This is a genomic window from Clostridium sp. HCS.1 (assembly GCF_047900555.1).
Classification (GTDB): Bacteria; Bacillota; Clostridia; order Clostridiales; family Clostridiaceae; genus Clostridium.
In genome coordinates, this window is sequence record NZ_CP170704.1 from 883,718 (window position 1) to 907,877 (window position 24,160).

Consider the following 24,160-nt stretch of genomic DNA (forward strand, 5'->3'; position numbering starts at 1 on the left):
TGGGATATCTTTATCTTATATCATTAAATATATAATCTCTCATTTGTTGCTTAGCAGTTTCTATATCAAAAGTTAGATAGTAAACTCCATCAATCATAGCCCCTTCACCATATCCATCTCTTGGGAATCTATCTTGCTCTAGATTGTTACCTATTCCTAGTACTTTAGTACCTAAAGAAAGAATATCTCCTGCATTTAAGTTTGTTTGTACATAAGGTAAAACTTCATTCAATAATGAATTATATGACCCAATAGATGCAGACGTTAACTTTTTAAATAAGGCTTCAAGAACTGTTCTTTGTCTTTCAGTTCTCTTATAATCTCCACCAGCTGTATATCTTATTCTTGAATAAGCAAGAGCTTGAGTTCCATCTAAGTGTTGAAGTCCAGCATAAGCAATATGAGGAGAATTTGAACCATCTTTATTATTAATATCGTTTATATAACTGTTTATGTATTGCAATTCTTCTTCAGTAATTTCAATATCTACTCCACCAAGAATATCTATAATTTTAGGTAATGAAGAAAAGTTAACTGATACAAAATCTTCAATATTTAATCCAAAGTTTTCATTTATTGTTCTAATTGATAGTTCAGGCCCACCATAGGCATAAGCATGGTTAATCTTGTCATTTCCATATCCTTCAATATAAACGTAAGAATCTCTCATTATAGATGTTAACTTAACTTTATTATGAACAGGATCTACAGTTGCAATCATAATGGAGTCTGAACGCCCTGTCTCACCATCAGTGGAATCTAATCCAAATAGAGCTATATTCTTTATTTTATTTACATTATCATATTCTTTTAAGTCATCTTCTATAATTCCTAAATTATCTTTATTTAAATCTACATTATCCATTTTATTTAAAAGACCTATAACATATCCCCCACCTATTACTGCTATTGCAAGTAGTATGCATATAAAACTTATAAATATTTTAAAACCAATAGACTTTTTTTTCTTCTTTTTTCTCTTATTATTTTCTGCACTTGTCATAATTACACTCCCTTTCTAAATAATTTTATCATAAAGATATTATTTATTACAATTTTAAATGAAATTGTAATAAATAATTATGTAATATTAAAATTGTAATTAATAGGATTGAGTTATATAATGATTAAAGGTAATATTAAAAAGAATTTATAAAATATTTTTAAAAATAGACTTTTATTTAATATTGTATATAAAAGTATATGAATGAAAGGATGATAGAAATGAAAAAAATACCTTTTTCTCCTCCAGATATATCTGAAGCAGAAATTAACGCTGTAGTAGAAGTATTAAAATCAGGATGGATTACATCAGGACCTACTTTAGCTAAATTTGAAGAAGAAATAGCTGAATATTGTGAAGCTAATAAGGCTGTAGCGCTAAATAGTGCAACAGCAGCAATGGAGCTTGTTCTTAAAGTTCTTGATATTAAAGAAGGAGATGAAATAATAACTACTCCTTACACATATACTGCAACTTCAAGTGTAGCAATACATAGAGGTATAAAGCCTATTTTTTGTGATGTAGCTAAAGATTCATTCTTTATGGATTATGATAAGATGGGTGAATTAATAACAGAAAAAACTAAGGTAATAATGCCAGTAGATTATGCAGGGTTACCTTGTGATTATGATAGAATTAAAGAAATATTAAAAGAAAAAAATAGAGAAGATATAATTATTTTAGTAGACTCAGCTCATTCCTTTGGAGCAAAATACAAGGGCCATAGAGTAGGAGCACAATGTGATTTTCATAGCTTTTCATTTCATGCAGTTAAGAACTTTACAACTGCAGAAGGTGGAGCTTTAACTTTTAATAATAATAACTTTGAAGATAGAGAAAATTTATATCAAGACTTTAAATTCACTTCCCTACATGGTCAATCAAAGGATGCTTTATCAAAAATGAAAGCAGGAGCATGGGAGTATGATATAGTTACAGATGGATTTAAATGTAATATGACAGATATAAATGCAGCTATTGGTAGAGCACAATTAACAAGATATGAAGGTATGCTAAAACATAGAAAGAAAATTTTTGAAACTTATACTAGAATATTAGAAAAAGAAGACTTTGCTATAATACCAATTACTGAATATGGAGAAGGAACAGAAACTTCTTATCATTTATATACATTAAGAATCAAAGGCTTTAATGAAGAAAAGAGAAATTTACTTATTGAAAGATTAGCGGAAAAAGGAATATCTACAAACGTACATTATAAGCCATTACCAATGTTTACATTATATAAAAAATTAGGATATAAGATGGAAGACTATCCAAATGCCTATGCACAATATGAAAATGAAATTACTCTTCCAGTTTATAGCACTTTAAATTTAAATGATGTGGAATATATAGCAGAAGAATTAGTTTATGAAGTAAACAATATCTTAAAAAAGTAATATGTAAAAATATGGATTAACTTTATTCAGGTTAATCTATATTTTTTATGGTTAGCAATATTAAATAAATATTAATATTTCAAAATAATAATACTTTCAAAATGTAAACATATATAAATTTATATTAATAAGTTTATATATATTTAGAATTGTGATAAAATATTAATGTTAATTTTCTAGAATTTAGAATATAAAGGAGCGTATAACTATGAATATACCTTTAATAGATTTAAAAGCTCAATATGAATCATTAGCTGACAAATTAAATGAAGCTACTTTAGGAATATTATCATCAGCTAATTACATAATGGGTAAAACAGTGTTAGACTTTGAAAAGGAATTTGCAAATTACATTGGAGTAAAGCATGCTATATCAGTAGGTAATGGAACAGATGCCTTAGTACTTGCTTTAAAGTCTATTGGAATAGGCCAAGGAGATGAAGTTATAACGACTCCATTCACTTTCTTTGCAACAGCTGAAGCAATATCAGCAGTTGGAGGAACTCCAGTATTTGTAGATGTAAATAAAGATACTTTTAATATAGACACAACAAAAATTGAAGAAAAAATAACTTCAAAAACTAAAGCCATAATGCCTGTACATATATTTGGACAAAGTGCAGATATGGATGAAATAAATGAAATAGCTAAAAAGCATAACCTAATGGTTATAGAAGATGCTTGCCAAGCTATAGGTGGAAAGTATAAAGGAAGAAAAATAGGTACACTTGGAGATGTAGCATGTTTTTCATTCTTCCCAACTAAGAATTTAGGCTGTGCTGGTGATGGTGGAATGATAGTTACAGATAACGATGAAATTGCAACTATTGCTAGAGCACTTAGAACACATGGAAGTGGAGAAAATGGCCAAAAGGCTTATAACTTACTTAACAATATAGAAGAAGAAGTTCAAAAAGCAGATGAAGGTGCTAACGATACAGTATATAATCCACTTAAATATTACAATTATTTAATAGGATACAATACTAGATTAGATGCTATTCAAGCAGCAATATTAGATGTTAAAATAAAAGAAATTGATAAGTGGAATGCTAAGAGAAGAGAAATAGTTAAAGTTTATAATGAAGCTTTACAAAATAATGATTTAGTAACGCCAGTAGCTAAAGATTATAATGAGCATGTTTACCACATGTATATATTACAATCAGAAAATAGAGAAGAAGTACTACAAAAATTAAAGGAAGCTGGAATTGCAACTGGTGTTTATTATCCAGTACCATTACATCTTCAAAAAGTTTATAAGAACTTAGGTTATAAAGAAGGAGATATGCCAGTAGCAGAATATCTATCACATAGAACTTTTGCTATACCTGTATATCCAGAATTAAATGAAGAACAAGTTCAATATATTATAAGTAAAATAAAATAATTGATTCCATTAAGTTTAGGAGGAAAAGTAATGTCAGTTTTAAAGAAGGAATTATTACAAAAAATTAAGAATAAAACGGCAAAAGTTGGCGTAGTAGGCTTAGGTTATGTTGGATTACCTTTAGCAGTAGAAAAGGCAAAGGCTGGATACGAAACTATTGGTTTTGATGTACAAGACAAAAAAGTAGAAATGGTTAATAATGGAGAAAACTACATTGGTGATGTTGTTGATTCAGAATTAGCTGAATTAACTAAAAAGGGACTTTTAAAAGCTACTACAGATTTTAGCTTTATAAGTGAAGTAGATACAGTATGTATTTGCGTTCCAACACCACTTGATTTATATAAGCAACCAGATTTATCTTATGTTGTAAAATCAACAGAAAATGTTGCTAAATACCTTCATAAAGGTATGATAGTAATACTTGAAAGTACTACTTATCCAGGAACTACTGAAGAAGTTTTAAAACCAATCCTAGAAAGAAATGGATTAAAATGCGGAGAAGATTTCTTCCTAGCATTCTCACCAGAAAGAGTAGATCCAGGTAATAAACACTACAATACTAAAAACACTCCAAAAGTAGTAGGTGGATGTACTGAAGAATGTACAGAAATCGCAGCTGCTTTATATGAAAATGTATTAGAAGGAGAAATTCACAAAGTTTCTTCACCAGCAGTAGCTGAAATGGAAAAAATATTAGAAAATACTTTTAGAAATATAAACATAGGTTTAGCAAATGAAATGGCTATTCTTTGTAACAGAATGGGAATAGATGTATGGGAAGTTATAGATGCAGCTAAAACTAAGCCATATGGATTTATGCCATTTTATCCAGGCCCAGGTTTAGGCGGTCACTGTATACCACTAGATCCTTTCTACTTAGAATGGAAGGCTAAAGAATATGATTACCATACACAACTTATTGAGACATCAGGTATGATAAATGACTCAATGCCACAATTTGTTTTAGAAAATATCATGAAGATATTAAACAAGCAAAAGAAGGCATTAAACGGTGCAAAAGTATTAGTTATGGGATTAGCTTACAAGAATGATATAGATGACTATAGAGAATCACCATCCTTTAAAGTAATAGAATTACTAGAAGAAAACGGTGCAGAAGTTATAGTTAACGATCCTTTCTGTGCTACAGGTAAGTACAAAGGTAAAACTTACTACTCAGTAGACTGGAAAGAAGTAATAGACGAATCAGACATAGTAGTTATAACTACAGGACATACAGTTTACGACTACGAAGAAATAGTAAGTAGATCAAAAGTAGTTTACGATACAAGAAATGCAACTAAGAATGTTGTTAATAATAGAGAAAAGATATATAAGTTATAGAAGATAAGTTTTATGAAAGTGAGGTCACTATATAATGAGTGATTTAGTATCAATAATTACTCCTACATATAATTGTGGTAGATTTATTGAAGAGACTATAAAATCTGTTCTTAAGCAAAGTTATGAAAATTGGGAAATGATTATTGTAGATGATTGTTCTACAGATAATACAAAGGAAGTTGTAGAAAAATATACAAAAAAAGACCCTAGAATTAAGTATTATATATTAGATCAGAATTCAGGGGCAGCTGTTACTAGAACAAAAGCCATGGAATTAGCTAATGGAAATTATATAGCATTTTTAGATAGTGATGATTTATGGATGGAAGATAAATTAAAACGTCAATTAGATTTTATGAAAAATAATAATTACGCTTTTACTTGTACTGCTTATGAACAAATTGATGAAATAGGTAATTCATTAAATAAGGTAATTAAAACTAAAGAAAAAACAGATTATAATGGTATTTTATTAAGCTGTCCAGTTGGTAACTCAACAGTAATGTATAATGTAGATAAGCTTGGAAAGTTTACAGTTCCTAATATTAGGAAAAGAAATGACGATGCTTTATGGTTGCAGATGCTTAAGAAAGAAAGATATATTTATGGAATGAAAGATATACTTATGCAATATAGAATTAGAAATAATTCTATATCTAGTAATAAGATTCAATTAGTAAAATATCATTGGAAACTTTATAGGGAAATTGAACATTTATCTATTATAAGATCCACATTTCATATATGTTACTGGGGAGTGTTAAAGATTTTAAGGGTTAAATAGGAGGAATTTATAATGAAGATAACAGTTGCCGGAATTGGTTATGTTGGACTTTCTAATGCGGTTTTACTAGCTCAAAATAATGAAGTTATTGCGTTAGATATAATACAAGAAAAAGTTGATATGATAAATAATAAAAAATCACCAATAATAGATAACGAAATTCAAGATTATTTAATTAATAAAAAGTTAAATTTAAAAGCTACAACAGATAATTATTTAGCTTATAGGGATGCTGAGTATGTTATTATATCAACACCTACAAATTATGATCCTGAAAAAAATTACTTTAATACAAGAACTGTGGAAGCAGTAATAGCTAATGTTTTGTCTATTAATCCTGAGGCAATCATGGTTATAAAATCAACTATTCCAGTTGGATATACAGAAAAGATAAAAGAAAAATTTGATACTGACAATATTATTTTCTCTCCTGAGTTTTTAAGGGAAGGAAGAGCACTATATGATAATCTATATCCTTCAAGAATAGTTGTTGGAGAACAATCAGATAGGGCAAAGCTATTTGCAGAGCTATTATTAGAGGGAGCAATTAAAAAAGATGTTCCTATTCTTTATACTAACTCAACTGAAGCGGAATCTATAAAGCTATTTGCTAATACATTTTTAGCAATGAGGGTAGCATTCTTTAATGAATTAGATTCTTATGCAGAAATTAGAGGACTTGATACTAAACAAATTATAGATGGAGTTTGTTTAGACCCTAGAATAGGAAATCACTATAATAATCCATCTTTCGGATATGGGGGATATTGTCTTCCGAAGGATACAAAACAACTATTGGCTAATTATGCTGATGTTCCTCAAAATATAATGTCTGCAATAGTTGAAGCAAATAAAACTAGAAAAGATCACATTGCAGAAATGATTCTAAATAGAAATCCTAAGGTTGTTGGGATTTATAGATTAACTATGAAAATGGACTCTGATAACTTTAGACAATCTGCTATTCAAGGAGTTATGAAAAGAATAAAAGCAAAGGGCATAGAGGTTGTAGTTTATGAACCAGCTTTAAAAGAAGAAAAATTCTATAATTCTAAAGTGATTGAAAACTTAGATGAATTTAAATCTATTTCTGATGTAATAGTAGCAAATAGAATAACTGATGATATATCAGATGTTTTAGATAAGGTATATACTAGAGATTTATTTAGTAGAGATTAAGGGGGACGGTTAATAACTAGAATAGATTTAGTTATTAACCGTTTCTAATATATTCTAGAGGTGCTTTTATGGAAAAAATTGTTTTGGTAGGTGCTGGTGGGCATTGTAAAAGTGTTTTAGATTCATTGATAGAGCTGAAACTTTATGATATTGTTGGAATTACTGATGTTAAAAAAGATTTTGATATTATTGGAGTCAAAGTCATAGGATCAGATGATATTTTAGAAAGTTTATTTCTTTCAGGTGTTAAGAATGCTTTTATATCATTAGGCTCAATAGGAGATACTAGTGTTAGAAGGAAAATTTATGAAAATTTAAAGAGTATAGGTTTTAAATTTCCAAGTATAATAGATAAAACTGCAATTGTTTCAAAGAACTCTACAATAGAGGAAGGAGTTTTTATAGGAAAAGGTGCTATTGTTAACTCTAATGCAACTATTGGAATGAATTCTATAGTTAATTCTGGAGCTATTGTAGAGCATGATTGTAAGATAGGAGATTTTGTTCATGTAGCACCAGGGGTAACTATGAGTGGAAGTGTAGCTATAGGAAGTGATACTCATATCGGAACAGGAGCAAGTATAATACAAGGAATTACAATTGGAAGGAATTCTATTATAGGAGCCGGAAGTGTAATAATTAAAAATATCGGGGATTACTGCAAAGTTTATGGAAATCCAGGGAGGAAGATAGACTGTGAATAAAGTTTTTATAATAGCAGAAGCAGGTGTAAATCATAATGGTAGTATTGAAATTGCTAAAAGGCTTATAGATGAAGCAGTAAACTGTGGAGTAGATGCTGTTAAGTTTCAAAGTTTTAAAGCAAAAAATTTGGTGACAAAATCTGCAAAGCAAGCAGAATATCAGAAAAATAATATGGGAAAAGAGTTATCTCAATATGAAATGTTAAAATCTTTAGAACTTAGCTATAAAGATCATCTTGAATTAATAAAGTATTCGAAAGAAAAAGGTATAATGTTTTTATCATCTCCCTTTGATTTGGAAAGTATAAAAATGTTAAATGAACTTGGAATGGAAATTTTTAAAGTGCCTTCAGGGGAAATAGAGAATGTACCATATTTAAGATGTATAGGAAAGACAGGAAAGAAGATAATTTTGTCAACTGGAATGAGTAATTTATCGGATATAGAATTTGCTTTAGAAGTTTTAAGAGACTCAGGAGCCAATGATATATCAGTTTTACATTGTAATACTGATTATCCAACTAAGATGGAAGAAGTTAACTTAAATGCTATGAATACTATAAAGAATGCTTTTTCAGTTGAAATAGGATATTCTGATCATACAAAGGGGATAGAAGTTCCTATAGCAGCTGTTGCTCTAGGTGCAAAAATAATAGAAAAACATTTTACTTTAGATAGAAATATGGAAGGACCAGATCATAAAGCAAGTCTTGAGCCTTATGAATTAAAAAATATGGTAAATTCTATAAGAAATATAGAGCTTGCATTGGGAAATGGTATTAAGAATTTAACTGAATCTGAAAAGAAAAATATTAAGATTGCAAGAAAAAGTATAGTCTGTAGTAGAAATATAAAAATGGGAGATATTTTTACTGAAGATAACTTAACTATAAAGAGACCAGGAACTGGTCTATCACCTAAGATGTGGGATAATATAATTGGTAAAAAGGCGCAAAGAGATTATTATATAGATGAGATGGTGGAGCTATAATGAAAAAGATTTGTGTAGTAACAGGAACTAGAGCAGAATATGGATTATTAAAGCCTTTAATTGATAAAATTAGTAAAGATTGCGACCTAGAGTTACAGTTGATTGCTACAGGAATGCATTTATCTCCTGAATTCGGTATGACATATAATAATATTGTAGAGGATGGATATAATATCAATGAAAAAATAGAAATATTATTAAGTTCAGATACTTCTGTTGGAATATCTAAGTCTATGGGATTAGCTACTATAAGCTTTTCAGAAGCTTTTGAAAGATTAAAGCCTGATATGATTATAGTTTTAGGGGATAGATTTGAGATCTTTGCTGTATGTAGTGCAGCAGTTGTAGCTAAAATACCAATAGCACACTTACATGGTGGTGAAACTACAGAGGGAGCTTTTGATGAAGCATTTAGACATAGCATAACCAAAATGAGTTATTTACATTTCACTAGTACAGAAGAGTACAGAAAAAGAGTAATTCAATTAGGGGAAGATCCTACAAGGGTATTTAATGTTGGAGCTATTGGAGTAGAAAATATAATGGAAATAGACCATATGTCTAAAGAAGAGTTAGAAAAAAGTATAGGCTTCAATTTAGGAAATTCATTTTCATTGGTTACTTTTCATCCAGTAACTCTTGAAAATAGTACTTCGGAAGGCCAAATAAAAGAAGTACTTAATGCTTTAGACAGTATAGAAGATATGAAGTTTATAATTACTAAAGCAAATTCAGATAGTGATGGAAGAATAATTAATAAAGTAATAGATGATTATTGTGATAAGGATAAGAGTAAATATATAAGCTTTACTTCTATGGGATATAAGAGATATCTAAGTGCAATGAAATATTGTGATATGGTGATAGGAAATTCATCTAGTGGAATAATTGAGGCGCCATCATTTAAAAAGGCAACTATTAATATTGGTGATAGGCAGAAGGGAAGAACACAGGCTAAATCAATAATTAATTGTAAGCCTATAAAAGATGAAATAATAAAAAGCATTAATATTGCTAGAAGTGATGAATTTAAAATGGTTTTAGAATCAACAAAAAATCCTTATGAAAATGGTAAAACTTCTGAAAGGATTATGTATGAAATTAAAAAAATATTAAATAATTCTATAGATATCAAGAAATCCTTTTATAATATAGAATTTTAAATTATAATAGTATATAGCGTTTGAGTAACATAATATAATAGATAATGTGGTGATATAGTGAATTTAGATAACTTAAAAATAAAAAAAGAAGTTAATATAAGAGAAGCTATGCAGAAATTAGATACGGTTGCAAAGGGTATACTTTTTGTAGTTTCTGAAAAAGATGAATTAATAGGAACTGTAACAGATGGTGATATTAGAAGATGGATTTTAAAAAATGGAAGTATGGATAAGGAAGTTAAAAATGCTATGAATGAAAATCCAATTTATTTAATGGAGGGAGATGGAGATTCAGCTGACGAAATAATGATAGAGAAATCTATAACAGCAATCCCAATTATTAATTTAAATAGAAATATTATAGATGTAAAGTTCGTAAATAAAAATGTTTTTATAGAAAATAAGAATAAGTCATTAAAAGATGTTCCTATAGTAATTATGGCTGGTGGATTGGGAAGCAGATTATATCCTTATACAAAAATATTACCTAAGCCACTAATACCAATAGGAGATACGCCTATAATTGAAAGAATCATGGATAAGTTTAGCTTATATGGAAGCGAAAAGTTCTATTTGACTGTAAATTATAAGAAAAATATGATAAAATCTTATTTTAATGAATTAAACAAAAATTATTCTATTAATTATGTAGAAGAAGATAAACCATTAGGAACTGGAGGAAGTTTAAGTTTATTAAAAAATAAAATTAATAAAACTTTTTTTGTATCAAATTGTGATATATTAGTAGAAGCGGATTATGATTCTATTTTAAAATACCATAAAGAAAAAAGAAACAAAATAACTGTAATATCATCTGTTAAGAGTTTCCAGATACCTTATGGAGTTTTCAAACTTAATGAAAAAGGCAATATTAATGAAATAGTTGAAAAGCCGGTATATACATTTCTAATAAATACTGGAATGTATGTAATAGAACCAGATGTTTTAAATGATATTCCAGAAGGTGAATTTTACAATCTACCTGATATTGTAGAAGAATATATGAATAGTGGAATTCCGGTAGGTGTATATCCTATAAGTGAACAATCATGGATGGATATGGGGCAGATTAGTGAAATGAAGGAAATGGTGGAAAGAATAGAAGAAAAGGAAAAAAATAATAGCTAGGAGTGTGTGAAATGAACTTAAAAGGGAAAAAGGTTCTTGTAACAGGAGCGGAAGGTTTTATAGGAAGTCACTTAACAGAAAGGTTAGTGAAGTTAGGAGCGGATGTAACTGCTTTAGTACAATATAATTCTTTTAATAATTGGGGATGGATTGATACTTTTGATAAAGAGGTTTTAAATAGTATAAGAGTTGAAACTGGAGACATAAGAGAATTAGATGGAATGAATAGAATAATTAAGGGTCAAGAAGTAGTATTTCATCTTGCTGCTTTAATAGCAATTCCTTATTCTTATCTATCTCCAATGGCTTATGTAAGAACTAATGTTGAAGGAACTACAAATGTTTTAGAGGCTTGTAGAACTCATGATGTACAAAAAATAATACATACTTCTACTTCTGAAACATATGGAACAGCATTATATGTGCCTATAGATGAGAAGCATCCAATGCAAGGGCAATCACCTTATTCAGCTTCAAAAATTGGAGCAGATAAGATGGCAGAAAGTTTTTATAGATCATTTAATATGCCAATTGCAACTTTAAGACCATTTAATACTTATGGACCTAGACAATCTGCAAGAGCAGTTATACCAACGATAATATCACAAATTTTAGCAGGTAAAAATGAAATAAAACTTGGTAGTTTAACTCCAACTAGAGATTTTAACTTTGTAAAGGATACTGCTGAAGCCTTTGTTAAAGTTGCGGAATCAGATAAAACTATAGGTGAAGTAATTAATGCTGGTTCAAATTATGAAATATCTATTGGAGATACAGTTAAGAAGATAATAGACATTATAGGTAAAGATGTTAAAATAATATGTGATGATGAAAGAATTAGGCCAGAAAAAAGTGAAGTTAACAGATTATGGGCAGATAATGCTAAAATTAAAGAACTTACAAACTGGACTCCTAATTATTCAATCGATGAAGGCTTACTTGAAACTGTTAATTGGATAAAAGAAAATATGCAATATTATAAACCAGATATTTATAATGTTTAATTAAAGAAGTAATATAGAGATTATCTTAAGCAAAAAGATAGTCTCTAAATTATATATATAGAAGGTGGGATAAAAATGATACCATTATGTGTACCAGAAGTTAGAGGAAATGAATGGAAGTACATAAAGGAGTGTTTAGATACTAACTGGGTTTCTTCAGTAGGGAAGTTTGTTGATAAATTTGAAGAGGAATTTGCAAAATATAATAATGCTAAGTCAGCTGTAGTTACTATGAATGGAACCGCAGCACTTCAACTTGCACTAGTTACTCTAGGAATAGGAGAAGGTGATGAGGTTATTGTACCTTCAATGACATTTATATCATCAGTAAATTCTATAAAATATGTTGGAGCCATACCTGTATTTGTAGATGTTGATAGAGAAACTTTTGTAATGGATGTTAACAAAGTGGAAGAGTTAATTACTGAAAAGACTAAAGCAATAATGCCAGTTCATATTTATGGATACCCAGTTGAGATGGATGAACTAAATAAAATAGCTAAAAAGCATAATTTATATGTTATAGAAGATGCAACTGAGGCTTTAGGTACTACTTACAAAGGTAAATTAGCAGGAACATTAGGTGATATTGGATGCTTTAGCTTTAATGGTAATAAATTAATTACAACTGGTGCTGGTGGAATGTTAATAACTGATAATGAAGCATTGAGTAAAAGGGCAAAATATTTATCAAATCAAACAAAGACAATAACAGAAAATGGTGCTATGTATCATGAAGAAATTGGATATAATTTTAGAATGCCAAATATTTTAGCAGCTATGGGGTTAGCACAATTAGAAAATATACATGAATATTTAGAAGCAAAAAGGAAAAATGCAGATTTATATAATGAACTTTTAAAAGATGTGGAAGGTATTACTTTAGTTAAGCAAGTGGATTATATAGATAATTGCTATTGGTTATATTCAATACTTGTGGAAGATAACTTTAGAATGTCTAGAGATGAGTTGTTAAAGCTGCTTAAAGAAAATGAAATACAGGCAAGACCTTTCTTTTTGCCAGTTCATGATATGAAACCTTATGTTGGAAGTAAATGTGGTTCAATGGAAGTAACAATAGATATAAGTAATAGGGGAATAAATCTTCCAAGTTCAGTTTCCTTAACTGAAGAAGAAGTAAAAAAGGTTTGTAAAATCATAAAAGGCTAATTTATAGTAAATAAGTGCTATTTTTTATAGCGCTTATTTTATTTTAATAATTATATTATCTAAAAAAGTTGAATTACTATAATTTAGAAGGTATAATTTAGTAGTAACTTAGAAAATGCTATTTTATTTATTTTTAGCCCATAAAAATGGGAGGATAATAAATGAAAAAACTAAAACGAATATCTATATTTGTATTTTGTATGTTTATGTTCAACATAGTTTCTCCAAATATAATTTCATTTGCAGAAATTAATGATAATAATACTGTAATATTAGATAATGATAAAACAGTGTTAGAAGAAGGTAATTTAGAAGAAAATATAAATGTAGATAATGAATCATTAAATGATGATATTAATGAAACACTAGAAAAAGAAGAGAAAGGAGAGGAAAACGCAAATTTACTGGATATTACAGAAAATCAGGAAGAAAATAATGCTATTCTAAATAAAGATTCTTCTGAAATAATAAAATTAGAAGAAAAATCTAGCTATGAATTATCTTCAACTGCTGATACTCAATCAACAATAATTTCAAAAGTTGAAAATCCTGTTATGAATCATAATTTAACAGATTCATTTCAAGTAAAAGGATACGCAATTAGTAAAGATGGAATAAGCAAAGTTGAGATTTTCCTTGATAATAATAAAATTGCAACAGCAACTTATGGTATTCAAAGAGATGATGTAGCAAGCGCATTCCCAGATTATCCCAACTCAAAAAATAGTGGATTTAAATATAACTTTACTAATGTATCAAATGGTAAACATGAAATAAAAATAAGGGTTATAGATTCTAAAAACAATACAGCAGATACTGTAATTAGTATTAATGTAAATAATAGTAAAACTAAAATAATGGGTACAGGCTCCTTAGATAGAGTTCAAATGATAAATATCTTAAGAAGTAAGAATACTAAACTTGATTTAAAGTACATTGTAGATTTTGTTGATATAGCCATTAAAGAAGCTAAAGTTGAAGGTATTAATCATGATATCTTATTTTCACAAATGATGCATGAAACAGGATATTTGAAATTTGGCGGTGATGTTAAGCCAGAGCAAAATAACTTTGCAGGAATTGGTGCTACTGGCAATGGGAATCCAGGATATACTTTTGAAAGCGTTGAGATTGGAATTAGAGCGGTAGTTCAGCATCTAAAAGCATATGCATCAACAGAACCGTTAAAACAAGATGTTGTAGACCCTAGATTTAAATATGTTACAAGAGGAACTGCAATTTATCTTGAACATCTAGGAATACCAGAAAACCCTGAAGGATATGGTTGGGCAACAGCAAGAGGTTATGGATATAATATTTTAAATATAATTTCTGAAATTAAGAATCAATCAAAAATTCTAGATTTTTCTGTATTGAATAATGTTACAATATCAGGGAAGCAATCTACTGGTTCTAAGATAACTGTAACAGGAAATGCTATACCAGCAGAAGAAACTTTATATAGAATTTGGGTTGCTAATAGAGATACTGATAAATGGACTCTATTAAGTGATTGGAGTACTAAAAATACTTCTGATTTCTATCCAGATAAGTCAGGAAACTATAGTTTTGTAATACACGTAAAGCATAAAAATTCTAAAACAACTACTCAAGATCACTATATTAATAAAGATTTTAAAGTTGATATTGGAAATTCAACTTTAACTTCATTTAGCTTTAGTGGATATAAATTTGCAAAATCAAATATTACATTAACTGCAAAGGCTAATCCAGAATCTAGTAGTCTATATCAATTTAAGGTATATGATGTAGCAGCTAATAAATGGACAACTATTCAAGATTATAGTAGTAAAAATACAGCTGTATTTACTCCGGAGAAAGCTGGAAATTATAAAGTGTATGCTTATGTAAAGCATAAGGATAGCAGTAAAATTAGTGATGATTCAAAAGTTATTGACTTAGCAATAACTAATCCATATTCAAAAGTTACTTCTTTAAATGTTAGTGGTAATAAATATGTGAATCAGACATTAACAATGACAGCATCAGCAGATCCATCAGCAGATACACTATATAAGTTATGGGTATGTGATAGAAGTACAGATACATGGACAGTATTAAGTGATTGGAGTACAAAAAACACTGCAACATTTATGCCTAAGAAATCAGGAACATATAGTTTTGTAGTACATGTAAAACATAAAAATAGTGGAACAAGCACTCAAGATGCATATAAGTCTTTAGATATAAATGTAGTAGATGCAAAATCCACAGTATCATCATTAACTGTAACGGGAAATAAGATGGTAAATGAAACACTAACAATGACAGCAAGTGGAACACCATCAGCAGATACACTATATAAGTTATGGGTATGTGACAGAAGTACAGATACATGGACAGTATTAAGTGATTGGAGTACAAAAAACACTGCAACATTTATGCCTAAGAAACCAGGAACATATAGTTTTGTAGTACATGTAAAACATAAAAATAGTGGAACAAGCAGTCAAGATGCATATAAGTCTTTAGATGTAAATATAACAGCACCAAAGTCCACAGTATCATCATTAACTGTAACGGGAAATAAGATGGTAAATGAAACACTAACAATGACAGCAAGTGGAACGCCATCAGCAGATACACTATATAAGTTATGGGTATGTGATAGAAGTACAGATACATGGACAGTATTAAGTGATTGGAGTACAAAAAACACTGCAACATTTATGCCTAAGAAATCAGGAACATATAGTTTTGTAGTACATGTAAAACATAAAAATAGTGGAACAAGCAGTCAAGATGCATATAAGTCTTTAGATGTAAATATAACAGCACCAAAGTCCACAGTATCATCATTAACTGTAACGGGAAATAAGATGGTAAATGAAACACTAACAATGACAGCAAGTGGAACACCATCAGCAGATACACTATATAAGTTATGGGTATGTGACAGAAGTACAGATACATGGACAGTATTAAGTGATTGGAGTACAAAAAACACTGCAACATTTATGCCTAAGAAATCAGGAACATATAGTTTTGTAGTACATGTAAAACATAAAAATAGTGGAACAAGCAGTCAAGATGCATATAAGTCTTTAGATGTAAATATAACAGCACCAAAGTCCACAGTATCATCATTAACTGTAACAGGAAATAAGATGGTAAATGAAACACTAACAATGACAGCAAGCGGAACACCATCAGCAGATACACTATATAAGTTATGGGTATGTGACAGAAGTACAGATACATGGACAGTATTAAGTGATTGGAGTACAAAAAACACTGCAACATTTATGCCTAAGAAATCAGGAACATATAGTTTTGTAGTACATGTAAAACATAAAAATAGTGGAACAAACACTCAAGATGCATATAAATCAATAGATGTACAAGTTAGCGAATTGAAGTCTACTGCTAAGACAGTTAGTGTAACAGGAGATAAATATGTAGGAAGTACAGTAACGATGACAGCAACAGCTGATCCATCATCAAGTACTTTATATAAGTTATGGGTTTGTGATAGAAGTACAGATACATGGACGGTGTTAAGTGATTGGAGTACAAAAAATACTGCAACTTTTGTACCAACAAAGGCAGGAATATACTCATTTGTAGTACATGTTAAGCATAAAAATAGTAGTACAACTAATCAGGATAGTTATAAATCAGTTGATATAAATATTCAATATAAGAAATCAACAGTTAAGAGTTTAAACTTATCAGGTAATAACCAAATTGGACAACCTATAACAATGACAGCAACAGCTGATCCATCATCAAGTACTTTATATAAGCTATGGGTTTGTGATAGAAGTACAGATACATGGACAGTATTAAGTGATTGGAGTACGAAAAATACTGCTTCATTTACTCCTACAAAAAAAGGATATTATTCTTTTGTAGTTCATGTAAAGAATAAGTATTCAAATTCTAATATTCAAGAGGATTATATGTCTAAAGATATTTATGCATATGAGAAAGATAAAGCAACAGCTGTATCGTTAGATGTTACTGGAACATACAAAGTTAATAATAAAATTTCAATAAATGCCTTGGCAGAACCACAAAATGATGCGTATTATAAAATTTGGATATGTGATAGAAGTACAGAAACATGGACAGTATTAAGTGATTGGGGTACTAATAGAACAGCAAGCTTTACTCCAAAAACATCAGGAACTTATAGTGTAGTTGTACATGTTAAACATAAAAATAGTAAGTCTGAAAGAGATGACTATATTTCTAAAGATATTTCAGTTAAACCTGATAAAACACTAATTGTAATAGATGCAGGACATAATTATGGTGGAGATTCTGGAGCAGAGTATACTCATAATGGAATAACTTATAATGAAACTAGTTTAAATATGCAAGTGGCGTTAAAACTTAAACAAGAATTGATTTCTAGAGGTTTTGAAGTAATAATGACAAGAGAAGAAAGTGATAGGGAAACAATACCTGTTAGAGAAAGTTTGGAAAAAAGAGTTAAATTAGCAAATAGTTACAATGCTGATCTATTTGTTAGTATACATCATAATTCTAATCCTAATTCATCAGCAAATGGTGTAGAAGTATACTATAGTAGTGCAACTCCATTAGATGGAACAAGTAATATACAAAATGGGCTTAATAGCAAGATAAAATCAAGTAAGCTTCTTGCTGAAAATATGGTAAATAATATAGCAACACAACTAGGTTATTATAATAGAGGCGCTAAAGATGAAGAATTTTATGTTGTTAAAAATACTCTTATGCCTTCAGTATTAGTTGAATGTGGATTTATATCCAATCCTAGTGAAGCAAAAAAATTAGCAGATCAGAACAATCAATTAAAGCTAGCTAAAATTCTTGCTGATCAAATTCAAAAGCAATATTAAGAAAATATTAATAAAAGAGTAACAGTTTGCTGTTACTCTTTTAATTTTTTTATTATAGAATATATATGATATAATTAGTAATATTACAAACAATAATTATTAAGGAGAAAAAATATGAATATATTAGCCATTATACCTGCAAGAGGTGGATCAAAAGGAGTTCATAGAAAAAACTTAAAAAATATAAATGGAAAACCTTTAATTAGTTATACAATTGAAGCAGCTCAAAAGAGTAAATATGTTAATAGATTAGTGGTATCAACTGATGATATTGAAATAGCACAAATATCTAAGAAATATGGGGCTGAAATTCCTTGCTTAAGACCAGAATTGCTAGCTGGAGATATATCTCCAACAGTAGATGCTGTATTTCATATGATAAATTATCTTAAGGAAAGTGAAGGTTATATTCCATCACACATTATGTTGTTACAATGTACTTCACCATTAAGAAATTTTAATCATATTAATGAAGCTGTTGAGAAATTAAAAAATAGTTCTCAAAAAGCTTTAATATCAGTATGTGAAAGTGAAATAAATCCTTATTGGACAAATGTATTTGAAGGTGATGAACTAAAACCATTTATAAAGGATGGATATAAAATAACTAGAAGACAAGATTTGCCTAAAGTTTATAGAGTTAATGGAGCAATATATTTAATTGAAACAGAACTCTTATTAAGAGAAAAAACTTTCCAACCAAGTAGTTTAACTGGATATATTATGGATGAATATCATTCAATAGATATAGATACTGAATTAGATTTTAAAATAGCTGAATTAGTAATGAAAGAACTTATTGATAATGAAGGAAAATAGGAGAATGTTAGATGAGTAGTAAAAAAAGGTTATTAAAAAACTCGGGAATTTATAGTTTAGTTCAAATTCTTCAAAAGGCTATAGGACTATTTTTATTACCTGTATATACAGCTTTATTATCTCCAAGTGATAAGGGGATTACTGATGTAGTTCAACCACTAGTGGCATTTTTATCCATTTTCTATACACTATCATTAAATTCTGCTGTGGTTAGATTTTATGTTGATTATAAGGAGAATAATAAAAAACTTAAAGAGTTTTGGGGTACTTGTATTTCTTTTGTTATTATGAACAGTTTTATATTGACAATAATATTAATAATTTTTAAAGATGTAATATTATTACCAATAGCAAAAGGAATTAATTTTTATCCATATATTATATTAGGCTTAATATCAATTACATTTAATCCTATTTATACAATATTTCAAAGTACTTTACAGGCAAAAGAACAGAGTGCACTATATGGATTAAATAATTTACTTTATTTTATAGTTAACCTATCTTTAAACATATTTTTTGTAGTGGTTTTAAGGGTAGGAGCTTTAGGAGTGTTATTGGCTTTAGCAATAACAGATACAATATTCTTTATTTATACATTAATAAAGTTTATTCCCACAATAACAATGAAAATTAAAAAGAGTTATTTGATTCAAGCTTTAAAGTATTCTTTGCCATTATTGCCACATTCTTTATCTGGCTGGGCTGTATCTATGATAGATAGGCTATTTTTAAATGGTTATGAAGGATTAGCAGTACCAGCTATTTATTCAACTGGTTCACAGTTTGCAAATATAATAAATGTTATTACTGTTGCCGTAAATCAAGCATATGTTCCGTGGTTTTTTGAAAAAATGAAGGACAAGGAAAAAAATGAATTGGAAATTGTAAAAGTATCTGAATACACAACAATAATCTATTGTTTTTTAGCTATGGGAATGTCACTTTTTGGACCAGAAATATTTAAAATTATGGTAGCTGATGCCTATAGTGAAGGATGGAAGGTAATACCTTTATTAAGCTTTTCTTTTGTATTCAATGGAATATACTACTTTTATGTAAATCCTTTGTTTTATAATAAAAAGGGGGTTAAGTATATTGCTATAGGAACTTTTACGGGAGCAATATTAAATTCATTACTAAATATTGTTTTAATACCAAAGTTTTCAATGATGGGAGCTGCTTTGGCAAGTTTAATAGCAATGATATTATCATGTATATTAGTTTATTTAATATCTAAAAGAATTGAACCAATAAGATTTAATATAGTAAAATTATTTTTTATTTCTGGTGTATTTTTAGCTGTATCAATGCTTTCGTTTATTATAATTGGATTTAGTTTTTGGAAATCAATTTTAATAAAGACTATAATAGTATTAATTATTTTCCTGATTTTAGTGTTTATATATAGAAAGGATTTTGATAAATATATAAAACTAATAAAAGGTCGTTTAAAAAAATAGATAAAGCAATAAAATCGGAAATTGGAAGATTTATAGACAATATAGATAATAAGTAGTATAATTATAAAGAAATTTGAAAGAAAACTTGAATTTGATTACATAAATGGTAAAATATGGAGGTTATCCAAATGAAAAAATGGAGAATGCTAATATTAGCGTGTATAGATGTATTTCTAGTAAATATGGCTTATTTAATAGCAATAAATATGATATATTCAGATGAATTTAGAAAAATAGTCACAATATATAAAGATGATTTCATTATAGTTAGCTTAATTTATTTAATAAGCTTTTTCATTTTTAGAATGTATAACTCTCTTTGGCATTTAACAGGTACAGATGAATTCTTATTAGGAGTTGGAGGAAGCGTTTTAGCTGGCGCCATATCTATAGTATATACAAGATTTATTGGGCATGTTATTCCTTTAAATGTTAGTGTTCTTGCAGTAATATTAGTTATGTTCTTTGTATTAGGAATAAGAATATTATATAGAGTATATAGGAGAATGTTAATATATATGCCTTACAAGTATGCACCAGATCAAAAAAGAGTAATGATAGTTGGTGCCGGGTCAGCAGGAACAATGATAATTAATGAAATACTTTCAAGAAGAGATTTAAAATTAAATCCTGTAGCCCTTATAGATGATAATCCTTATAAAAAAAGAAAGAGAATATCTGGTATAAAGGTATTAGGGAAAATAGAAGATATACCTAGAATTGCAGAAGATAAAAGAATTGACTTAATAATAATAGCTATCCCTTCGCTGAAGTATGAAGAAAAATCTCAATTAATTGATATTTGTAAACAAACTAAGTGTAAATTAAAAATAATACCAGGTATATATGAAATTATATCAGGAAAAGCAAGTGTTAGTAAAATAAAAGATGTTGAATTAGAGGATTTGTTAGGAAGAGATCCAATTGTCCTTGATAATGAAGGAATTTCTGACTACTTAACTGGAAAAACAGTTTTAGTGACTGGTGGTGGTGGTTCAATAGGTTCGGAGTTGTGTAGACAAATTGCAACATTTAATCCTAGTAAATTAATTATATTTGATATATATGAGAATAGTGCATATGATATACAGAATGAGTTATGGTCTAAATACCCTAATTTGTATGTTAAGACTTTAATAGGTTCTATAAGAGACGAAAAGAGATTAAAAGAAATATTCGATGAATATAAAATAGATGTAGTTTTTCATGCTGCAGCACATAAACACGTACCATTAATGGAAGATAGCCCTAAAGAGGCTATAAAAAATAATGTTTTCGGAACATTAAATTTAGCAAAAGAGGCTGATAAACATAGCGTGAAAAAATTTGTTATGATATCAACAGATAAGGCTGTTAATCCTACTAATATAATGGGAGCTACAAAAAGATTATGTGAAATGATAGTTCAAGCAATGAATAAAGAGAGTAAAACAGATTTTGTTTCTGTTAGATTTGGAAATGTACTTGGTAGCAATGGATCTGTAGTTCCTTTATTTAAAAAACAAATTGCTGAAGGTGGTCCTGTGACTGTTACTCATAAAGATATTACAAGATACTTTATGTTAATTCCTGAAGCAGCTCAATTAGTACTTCAAGCAGGGGCTTTTGCTAAGGGCGGTGAAATATTTGTTCTAGATATGGGGAAACCAGTAAAAATATATGATTTAGCATGTGATTTAATAAGATTATCAGGATTTGAACCTAATAAGGATATTAAGATTAAATTTACTGGACTTAGACCTGGCGAAAAGCTTTATGAAGAACTATTAATGAGCGAAGAAGGTTTAGGTAATACAACTCATAATAAAATATATATTGGTAAACCAACATTTGAAAGCATGGGTGAATTACAAATAAAACTTAATATGTTAGAAGATTTATTAAAAGAAAATGCGAATGATAAGATAAAAGATATGATGGAAGAAATAGTGTCAACATATCATAGAGTAGATAAAAATGAAGTTGCAATTGATAAATATAAATAAATATTTATAATTATAAGGAACTATAGAAATATAGTTCCTTATAAATTAATTAGGTAGAATGGAGAAACTATGATAGAGATTTTAATTAATGAAAATGAAATCAATATTATTGAAAAGGGCGAAGAAAAAATTATAGATAAAAAAAATATAGACTATAACATTAGTGAAGAGTTTGAAAAGTTAATTAGTAAACTAGAGTCTAGAAAAATATCTGGAATAGGAATAGAAAATATGTATATCTATGACGATATAGAAATTTATAATTTTGCTCGAGGAACTATTTGTAATAGAATAAGAAATATTTTGAATAAATTTTTGTTGATTGAAGATATAGTTAAGAAATATGAAGGCAATAACATAAAAGTGTATACAAATGACTCCATATATAAATATATATGTGAAAAAATATTTAATTTAAATTGCGAAGAGATAACTGAAGATTATGTAAAAAAAACAGATAAGAGGAAAATAATAGCTAGAATTTTTAGAATAATAAATGGATTTTTATATTTATTTAAATTTAAATTAACAAATAGGACAAAAGAAAAAGTTCTATTTATGACTCATGCAAGTGATATTAATAGTATAAAAATAGACAATGAAATAATAAATTATGACTGTCAATTTGGAAATGTATTAGAATCATTAAAATCAGAAAATAAGGCCTTTAGAATTCAATATTTAAATAATGATTCAGTATTAGATAAATCTACGAAAATTGGAAGGGATTTTTTGCCCTTTGAGAACTTTTTGATTTTAAAGAAAACTTTATATAAAAATAAAATAGATAATAATAAGATTATTAATAAATTGAATTTATTAAAAGAACTTGACTTTTATGTAGCTGGATATAACCTATATAATCTTTTTAATGAATTTTTATTTAGTAATTTGATAGAAATATATAATAGCTATATATATGAAATTTATGCATCTGAAAAATTTATTAAGTTTTTAAAAGTTGATAAAATTATATGTACTGACGAAGCAGATAGGGCAAGATGCTTTATTTATTCTGGTAATAAATTAAAAATACCTACTTTTGCAGTGCAACATGGTATAATTACAGATGCATCAGTTTCATATTTTATTCCATCGGAGGATAGAATTTATATTCCTATGAATACTTTTGTATGGGGAGAAGAATTTAAGGATAAATTAATACAAAGAACAAAAGTTTATAATAACAATAATACTCTAGTTGTAGGACAGGTTAGAACAGATTATCTATATAAAAAAATAAATAAATTAAATTTAGATAAAAGTAGTAATAATAAATTAAGGATATTATATGCTACACAATATATTGAGGAATTAGCAAGAGAAGCAACAGAATTTTTATTTAGTACCTTATCTAATTATGAAAGAGAATATGAGATTATTATAAAATTACATCCGAATGATTCTTTTTATAGAATGTACCAGGAAATGGCTAACAAATATAATATAAAAAATATTAATATAACTAAAGATATGGATATATATGATGCTATTATTTGGTCTGATGTAGTTGTAAGTGTACATTCAACTATAAATTTAGAATCAGCAATATTAGATAAACCTTCTATATGCTTACTTTTAAGCAATTATTGGGATCAAGGAAATTTTGTTAAAAATAATATATCTAAAGGTGCTGAAAATGAGAAAGAACTTCTTTGTTTACTTAACAATATAGATTGGACTGTAGATGAAGAGTATATTAAGAGAAATTTTTATAATATTGATGGATTAGTTTCAGAGAGGATTAAAACAGTAATTAATATGTATTAAAGGAGTT

General features: G+C 28.3%; 17 protein-coding genes. 16 read left to right on the top strand and 1 reads right to left on the bottom strand.

The window, feature by feature from the left end; all coding sequences use genetic code 11:
• Positions 1–10 precede the first annotated feature (10 nt).
• Entirely contained in the window at positions 11–1,003 is a 993-nt protein-coding gene (locus ACFYH6_RS04155) for an LCP family protein (RefSeq protein WP_416179673.1), read from the bottom strand.
• 221 nt (positions 1,004–1,224) lie between these two features.
• Here ACFYH6_RS04155 and ACFYH6_RS04160 point away from each other — a divergent pair, with 221 nt between their 5' ends.
• The 16 genes from ACFYH6_RS04160 (at position 1,225) to ACFYH6_RS04235 (ending at position 24,153) form a co-directional block, all read left to right on the top strand.
• The gene (locus tag ACFYH6_RS04160; protein WP_416179672.1) at positions 1,225–2,406 is read left to right on the top strand and encodes a DegT/DnrJ/EryC1/StrS family aminotransferase; all 1,182 of its coding nucleotides are present in this window, start codon (positions 1,225–1,227) and stop codon (positions 2,404–2,406) included.
• A 208-nt stretch (positions 2,407–2,614) separates the two neighbouring features.
• Positions 2,615–3,796 carry a DegT/DnrJ/EryC1/StrS family aminotransferase gene (locus ACFYH6_RS04165; protein WP_316343264.1) on the top strand — a complete coding sequence of 394 codons (1,182 nt, stop codon included), beginning with the start codon at positions 2,615–2,617 and terminating at the stop codon, positions 3,794–3,796.
• 30 nt (positions 3,797–3,826) lie between these two features.
• On the top strand, positions 3,827–5,143 hold the full coding sequence (locus tag ACFYH6_RS04170; RefSeq protein ID WP_316343265.1) for a nucleotide sugar dehydrogenase: 1,317 nt from the start codon (positions 3,827–3,829) through the stop codon (positions 5,141–5,143).
• 34 nt (positions 5,144–5,177) lie between these two features.
• On the top strand, positions 5,178–5,927 hold the full coding sequence (locus ACFYH6_RS04175) for a glycosyltransferase family 2 protein (protein WP_416179671.1): 750 nt from the start codon (positions 5,178–5,180) through the stop codon (positions 5,925–5,927).
• A gap of 12 nt (positions 5,928–5,939) precedes the next feature.
• Positions 5,940–7,106: a nucleotide sugar dehydrogenase gene (locus tag ACFYH6_RS04180; RefSeq protein ID WP_416179670.1), complete on the top strand. Its 1,167-nt coding sequence runs from the start codon at positions 5,940–5,942 to the stop codon at positions 7,104–7,106.
• A gap of 68 nt (positions 7,107–7,174) precedes the next feature.
• The gene (locus ACFYH6_RS04185) at positions 7,175–7,810 is read left to right on the top strand and encodes an acetyltransferase (protein ID WP_416179669.1); all 636 of its coding nucleotides are present in this window, start codon (positions 7,175–7,177) and stop codon (positions 7,808–7,810) included.
• Positions 7,803–8,801 carry an N-acetylneuraminate synthase gene (gene neuB, locus ACFYH6_RS04190; protein ID WP_416179668.1) on the top strand — a complete coding sequence of 333 codons (999 nt, stop codon included), beginning with the start codon at positions 7,803–7,805 and terminating at the stop codon, positions 8,799–8,801. The genes ACFYH6_RS04185 and neuB overlap by 8 nt, the downstream gene beginning before the upstream one ends.
• Positions 8,801–9,964: a UDP-N-acetylglucosamine 2-epimerase gene (gene neuC / locus ACFYH6_RS04195; RefSeq protein WP_416179667.1), complete on the top strand. Its 1,164-nt coding sequence runs from the start codon at positions 8,801–8,803 to the stop codon at positions 9,962–9,964. Before neuB ends, neuC begins: the two co-directional genes overlap by 1 nt.
• Before the next feature lie 57 nt (positions 9,965–10,021).
• The gene (locus ACFYH6_RS04200) at positions 10,022–11,092 is read left to right on the top strand and encodes a nucleotidyltransferase family protein (RefSeq protein WP_416179666.1); all 1,071 of its coding nucleotides are present in this window, start codon (positions 10,022–10,024) and stop codon (positions 11,090–11,092) included.
• A gap of 11 nt (positions 11,093–11,103) precedes the next feature.
• Positions 11,104–12,096, top strand: coding sequence for an NAD-dependent 4,6-dehydratase LegB (locus ACFYH6_RS04205; RefSeq protein ID WP_416179665.1), 993 nt, complete (start codon positions 11,104–11,106; stop codon positions 12,094–12,096).
• 75 nt (positions 12,097–12,171) lie between these two features.
• Positions 12,172–13,266: a LegC family aminotransferase gene (locus ACFYH6_RS04210; protein ID WP_416179664.1), complete on the top strand. Its 1,095-nt coding sequence runs from the start codon at positions 12,172–12,174 to the stop codon at positions 13,264–13,266.
• Between the two features lie 161 nt (positions 13,267–13,427).
• Positions 13,428–18,116, top strand: coding sequence for an N-acetylmuramoyl-L-alanine amidase (locus ACFYH6_RS04215; RefSeq protein WP_416179663.1), 4,689 nt, complete (start codon positions 13,428–13,430; stop codon positions 18,114–18,116).
• 114 nt (positions 18,117–18,230) lie between these two features.
• Positions 18,231–18,935, top strand: a complete 705-nt coding sequence (locus tag ACFYH6_RS04220; RefSeq protein WP_416179662.1) for a cytidylyltransferase domain-containing protein — start codon at positions 18,231–18,233, stop codon at positions 18,933–18,935.
• A gap of 11 nt (positions 18,936–18,946) precedes the next feature.
• Positions 18,947–20,398: a lipopolysaccharide biosynthesis protein gene (locus ACFYH6_RS04225; RefSeq protein ID WP_416179661.1), complete on the top strand. Its 1,452-nt coding sequence runs from the start codon at positions 18,947–18,949 to the stop codon at positions 20,396–20,398.
• A gap of 128 nt (positions 20,399–20,526) precedes the next feature.
• Positions 20,527–22,383 carry a polysaccharide biosynthesis protein gene (locus ACFYH6_RS04230; RefSeq protein WP_416179660.1) on the top strand — a complete coding sequence of 619 codons (1,857 nt, stop codon included), beginning with the start codon at positions 20,527–20,529 and terminating at the stop codon, positions 22,381–22,383.
• A gap of 69 nt (positions 22,384–22,452) precedes the next feature.
• Positions 22,453–24,153 (top strand): hypothetical protein, encoded by a 1,701-nt coding sequence (locus tag ACFYH6_RS04235; RefSeq protein WP_416179659.1) that lies wholly within the window; start codon positions 22,453–22,455, stop codon positions 24,151–24,153.
• The last annotated feature ends 7 nt before the right edge of the window (positions 24,154–24,160 follow it).

What these genes read in the sequence shown, in the direction of transcription:
- ACFYH6_RS04155 (WP_416179673.1), bottom strand. Translation starts at nt 1,003, where the DNA reads ATGACAAGTGCAGAAAATAATAAGAGAAAAAAGAAGAAAAAAAAGTCT.
- ACFYH6_RS04160 (WP_416179672.1), top strand. Translation starts at nt 1,225, where the DNA reads ATGAAAAAAATACCTTTTTCTCCTCCAGATATATCTGAAGCAGAAATT.
- ACFYH6_RS04165 (WP_316343264.1), top strand. Translation starts at nt 2,615, where the DNA reads ATGAATATACCTTTAATAGATTTAAAAGCTCAATATGAATCATTAGCT.
- ACFYH6_RS04170 (WP_316343265.1), top strand. Translation starts at nt 3,827, where the DNA reads ATGTCAGTTTTAAAGAAGGAATTATTACAAAAAATTAAGAATAAAACG.
- ACFYH6_RS04175 (WP_416179671.1), top strand. Translation starts at nt 5,178, where the DNA reads ATGAGTGATTTAGTATCAATAATTACTCCTACATATAATTGTGGTAGA.
- ACFYH6_RS04180 (WP_416179670.1), top strand. Translation starts at nt 5,940, where the DNA reads ATGAAGATAACAGTTGCCGGAATTGGTTATGTTGGACTTTCTAATGCG.
- ACFYH6_RS04185 (WP_416179669.1), top strand. Translation starts at nt 7,175, where the DNA reads ATGGAAAAAATTGTTTTGGTAGGTGCTGGTGGGCATTGTAAAAGTGTT.
- neuC (WP_416179667.1), top strand. Translation starts at nt 8,801, where the DNA reads ATGAAAAAGATTTGTGTAGTAACAGGAACTAGAGCAGAATATGGATTA.
- ACFYH6_RS04205 (WP_416179665.1), top strand. Translation starts at nt 11,104, where the DNA reads ATGAACTTAAAAGGGAAAAAGGTTCTTGTAACAGGAGCGGAAGGTTTT.
- ACFYH6_RS04210 (WP_416179664.1), top strand. Translation starts at nt 12,172, where the DNA reads ATGATACCATTATGTGTACCAGAAGTTAGAGGAAATGAATGGAAGTAC.
- ACFYH6_RS04215 (WP_416179663.1), top strand. Translation starts at nt 13,428, where the DNA reads ATGAAAAAACTAAAACGAATATCTATATTTGTATTTTGTATGTTTATG.
- ACFYH6_RS04220 (WP_416179662.1), top strand. Translation starts at nt 18,231, where the DNA reads ATGAATATATTAGCCATTATACCTGCAAGAGGTGGATCAAAAGGAGTT.
- ACFYH6_RS04225 (WP_416179661.1), top strand. Translation starts at nt 18,947, where the DNA reads ATGAGTAGTAAAAAAAGGTTATTAAAAAACTCGGGAATTTATAGTTTA.
- ACFYH6_RS04230 (WP_416179660.1), top strand. Translation starts at nt 20,527, where the DNA reads ATGAAAAAATGGAGAATGCTAATATTAGCGTGTATAGATGTATTTCTA.
- ACFYH6_RS04235 (WP_416179659.1), top strand. Translation starts at nt 22,453, where the DNA reads ATGATAGAGATTTTAATTAATGAAAATGAAATCAATATTATTGAAAAG.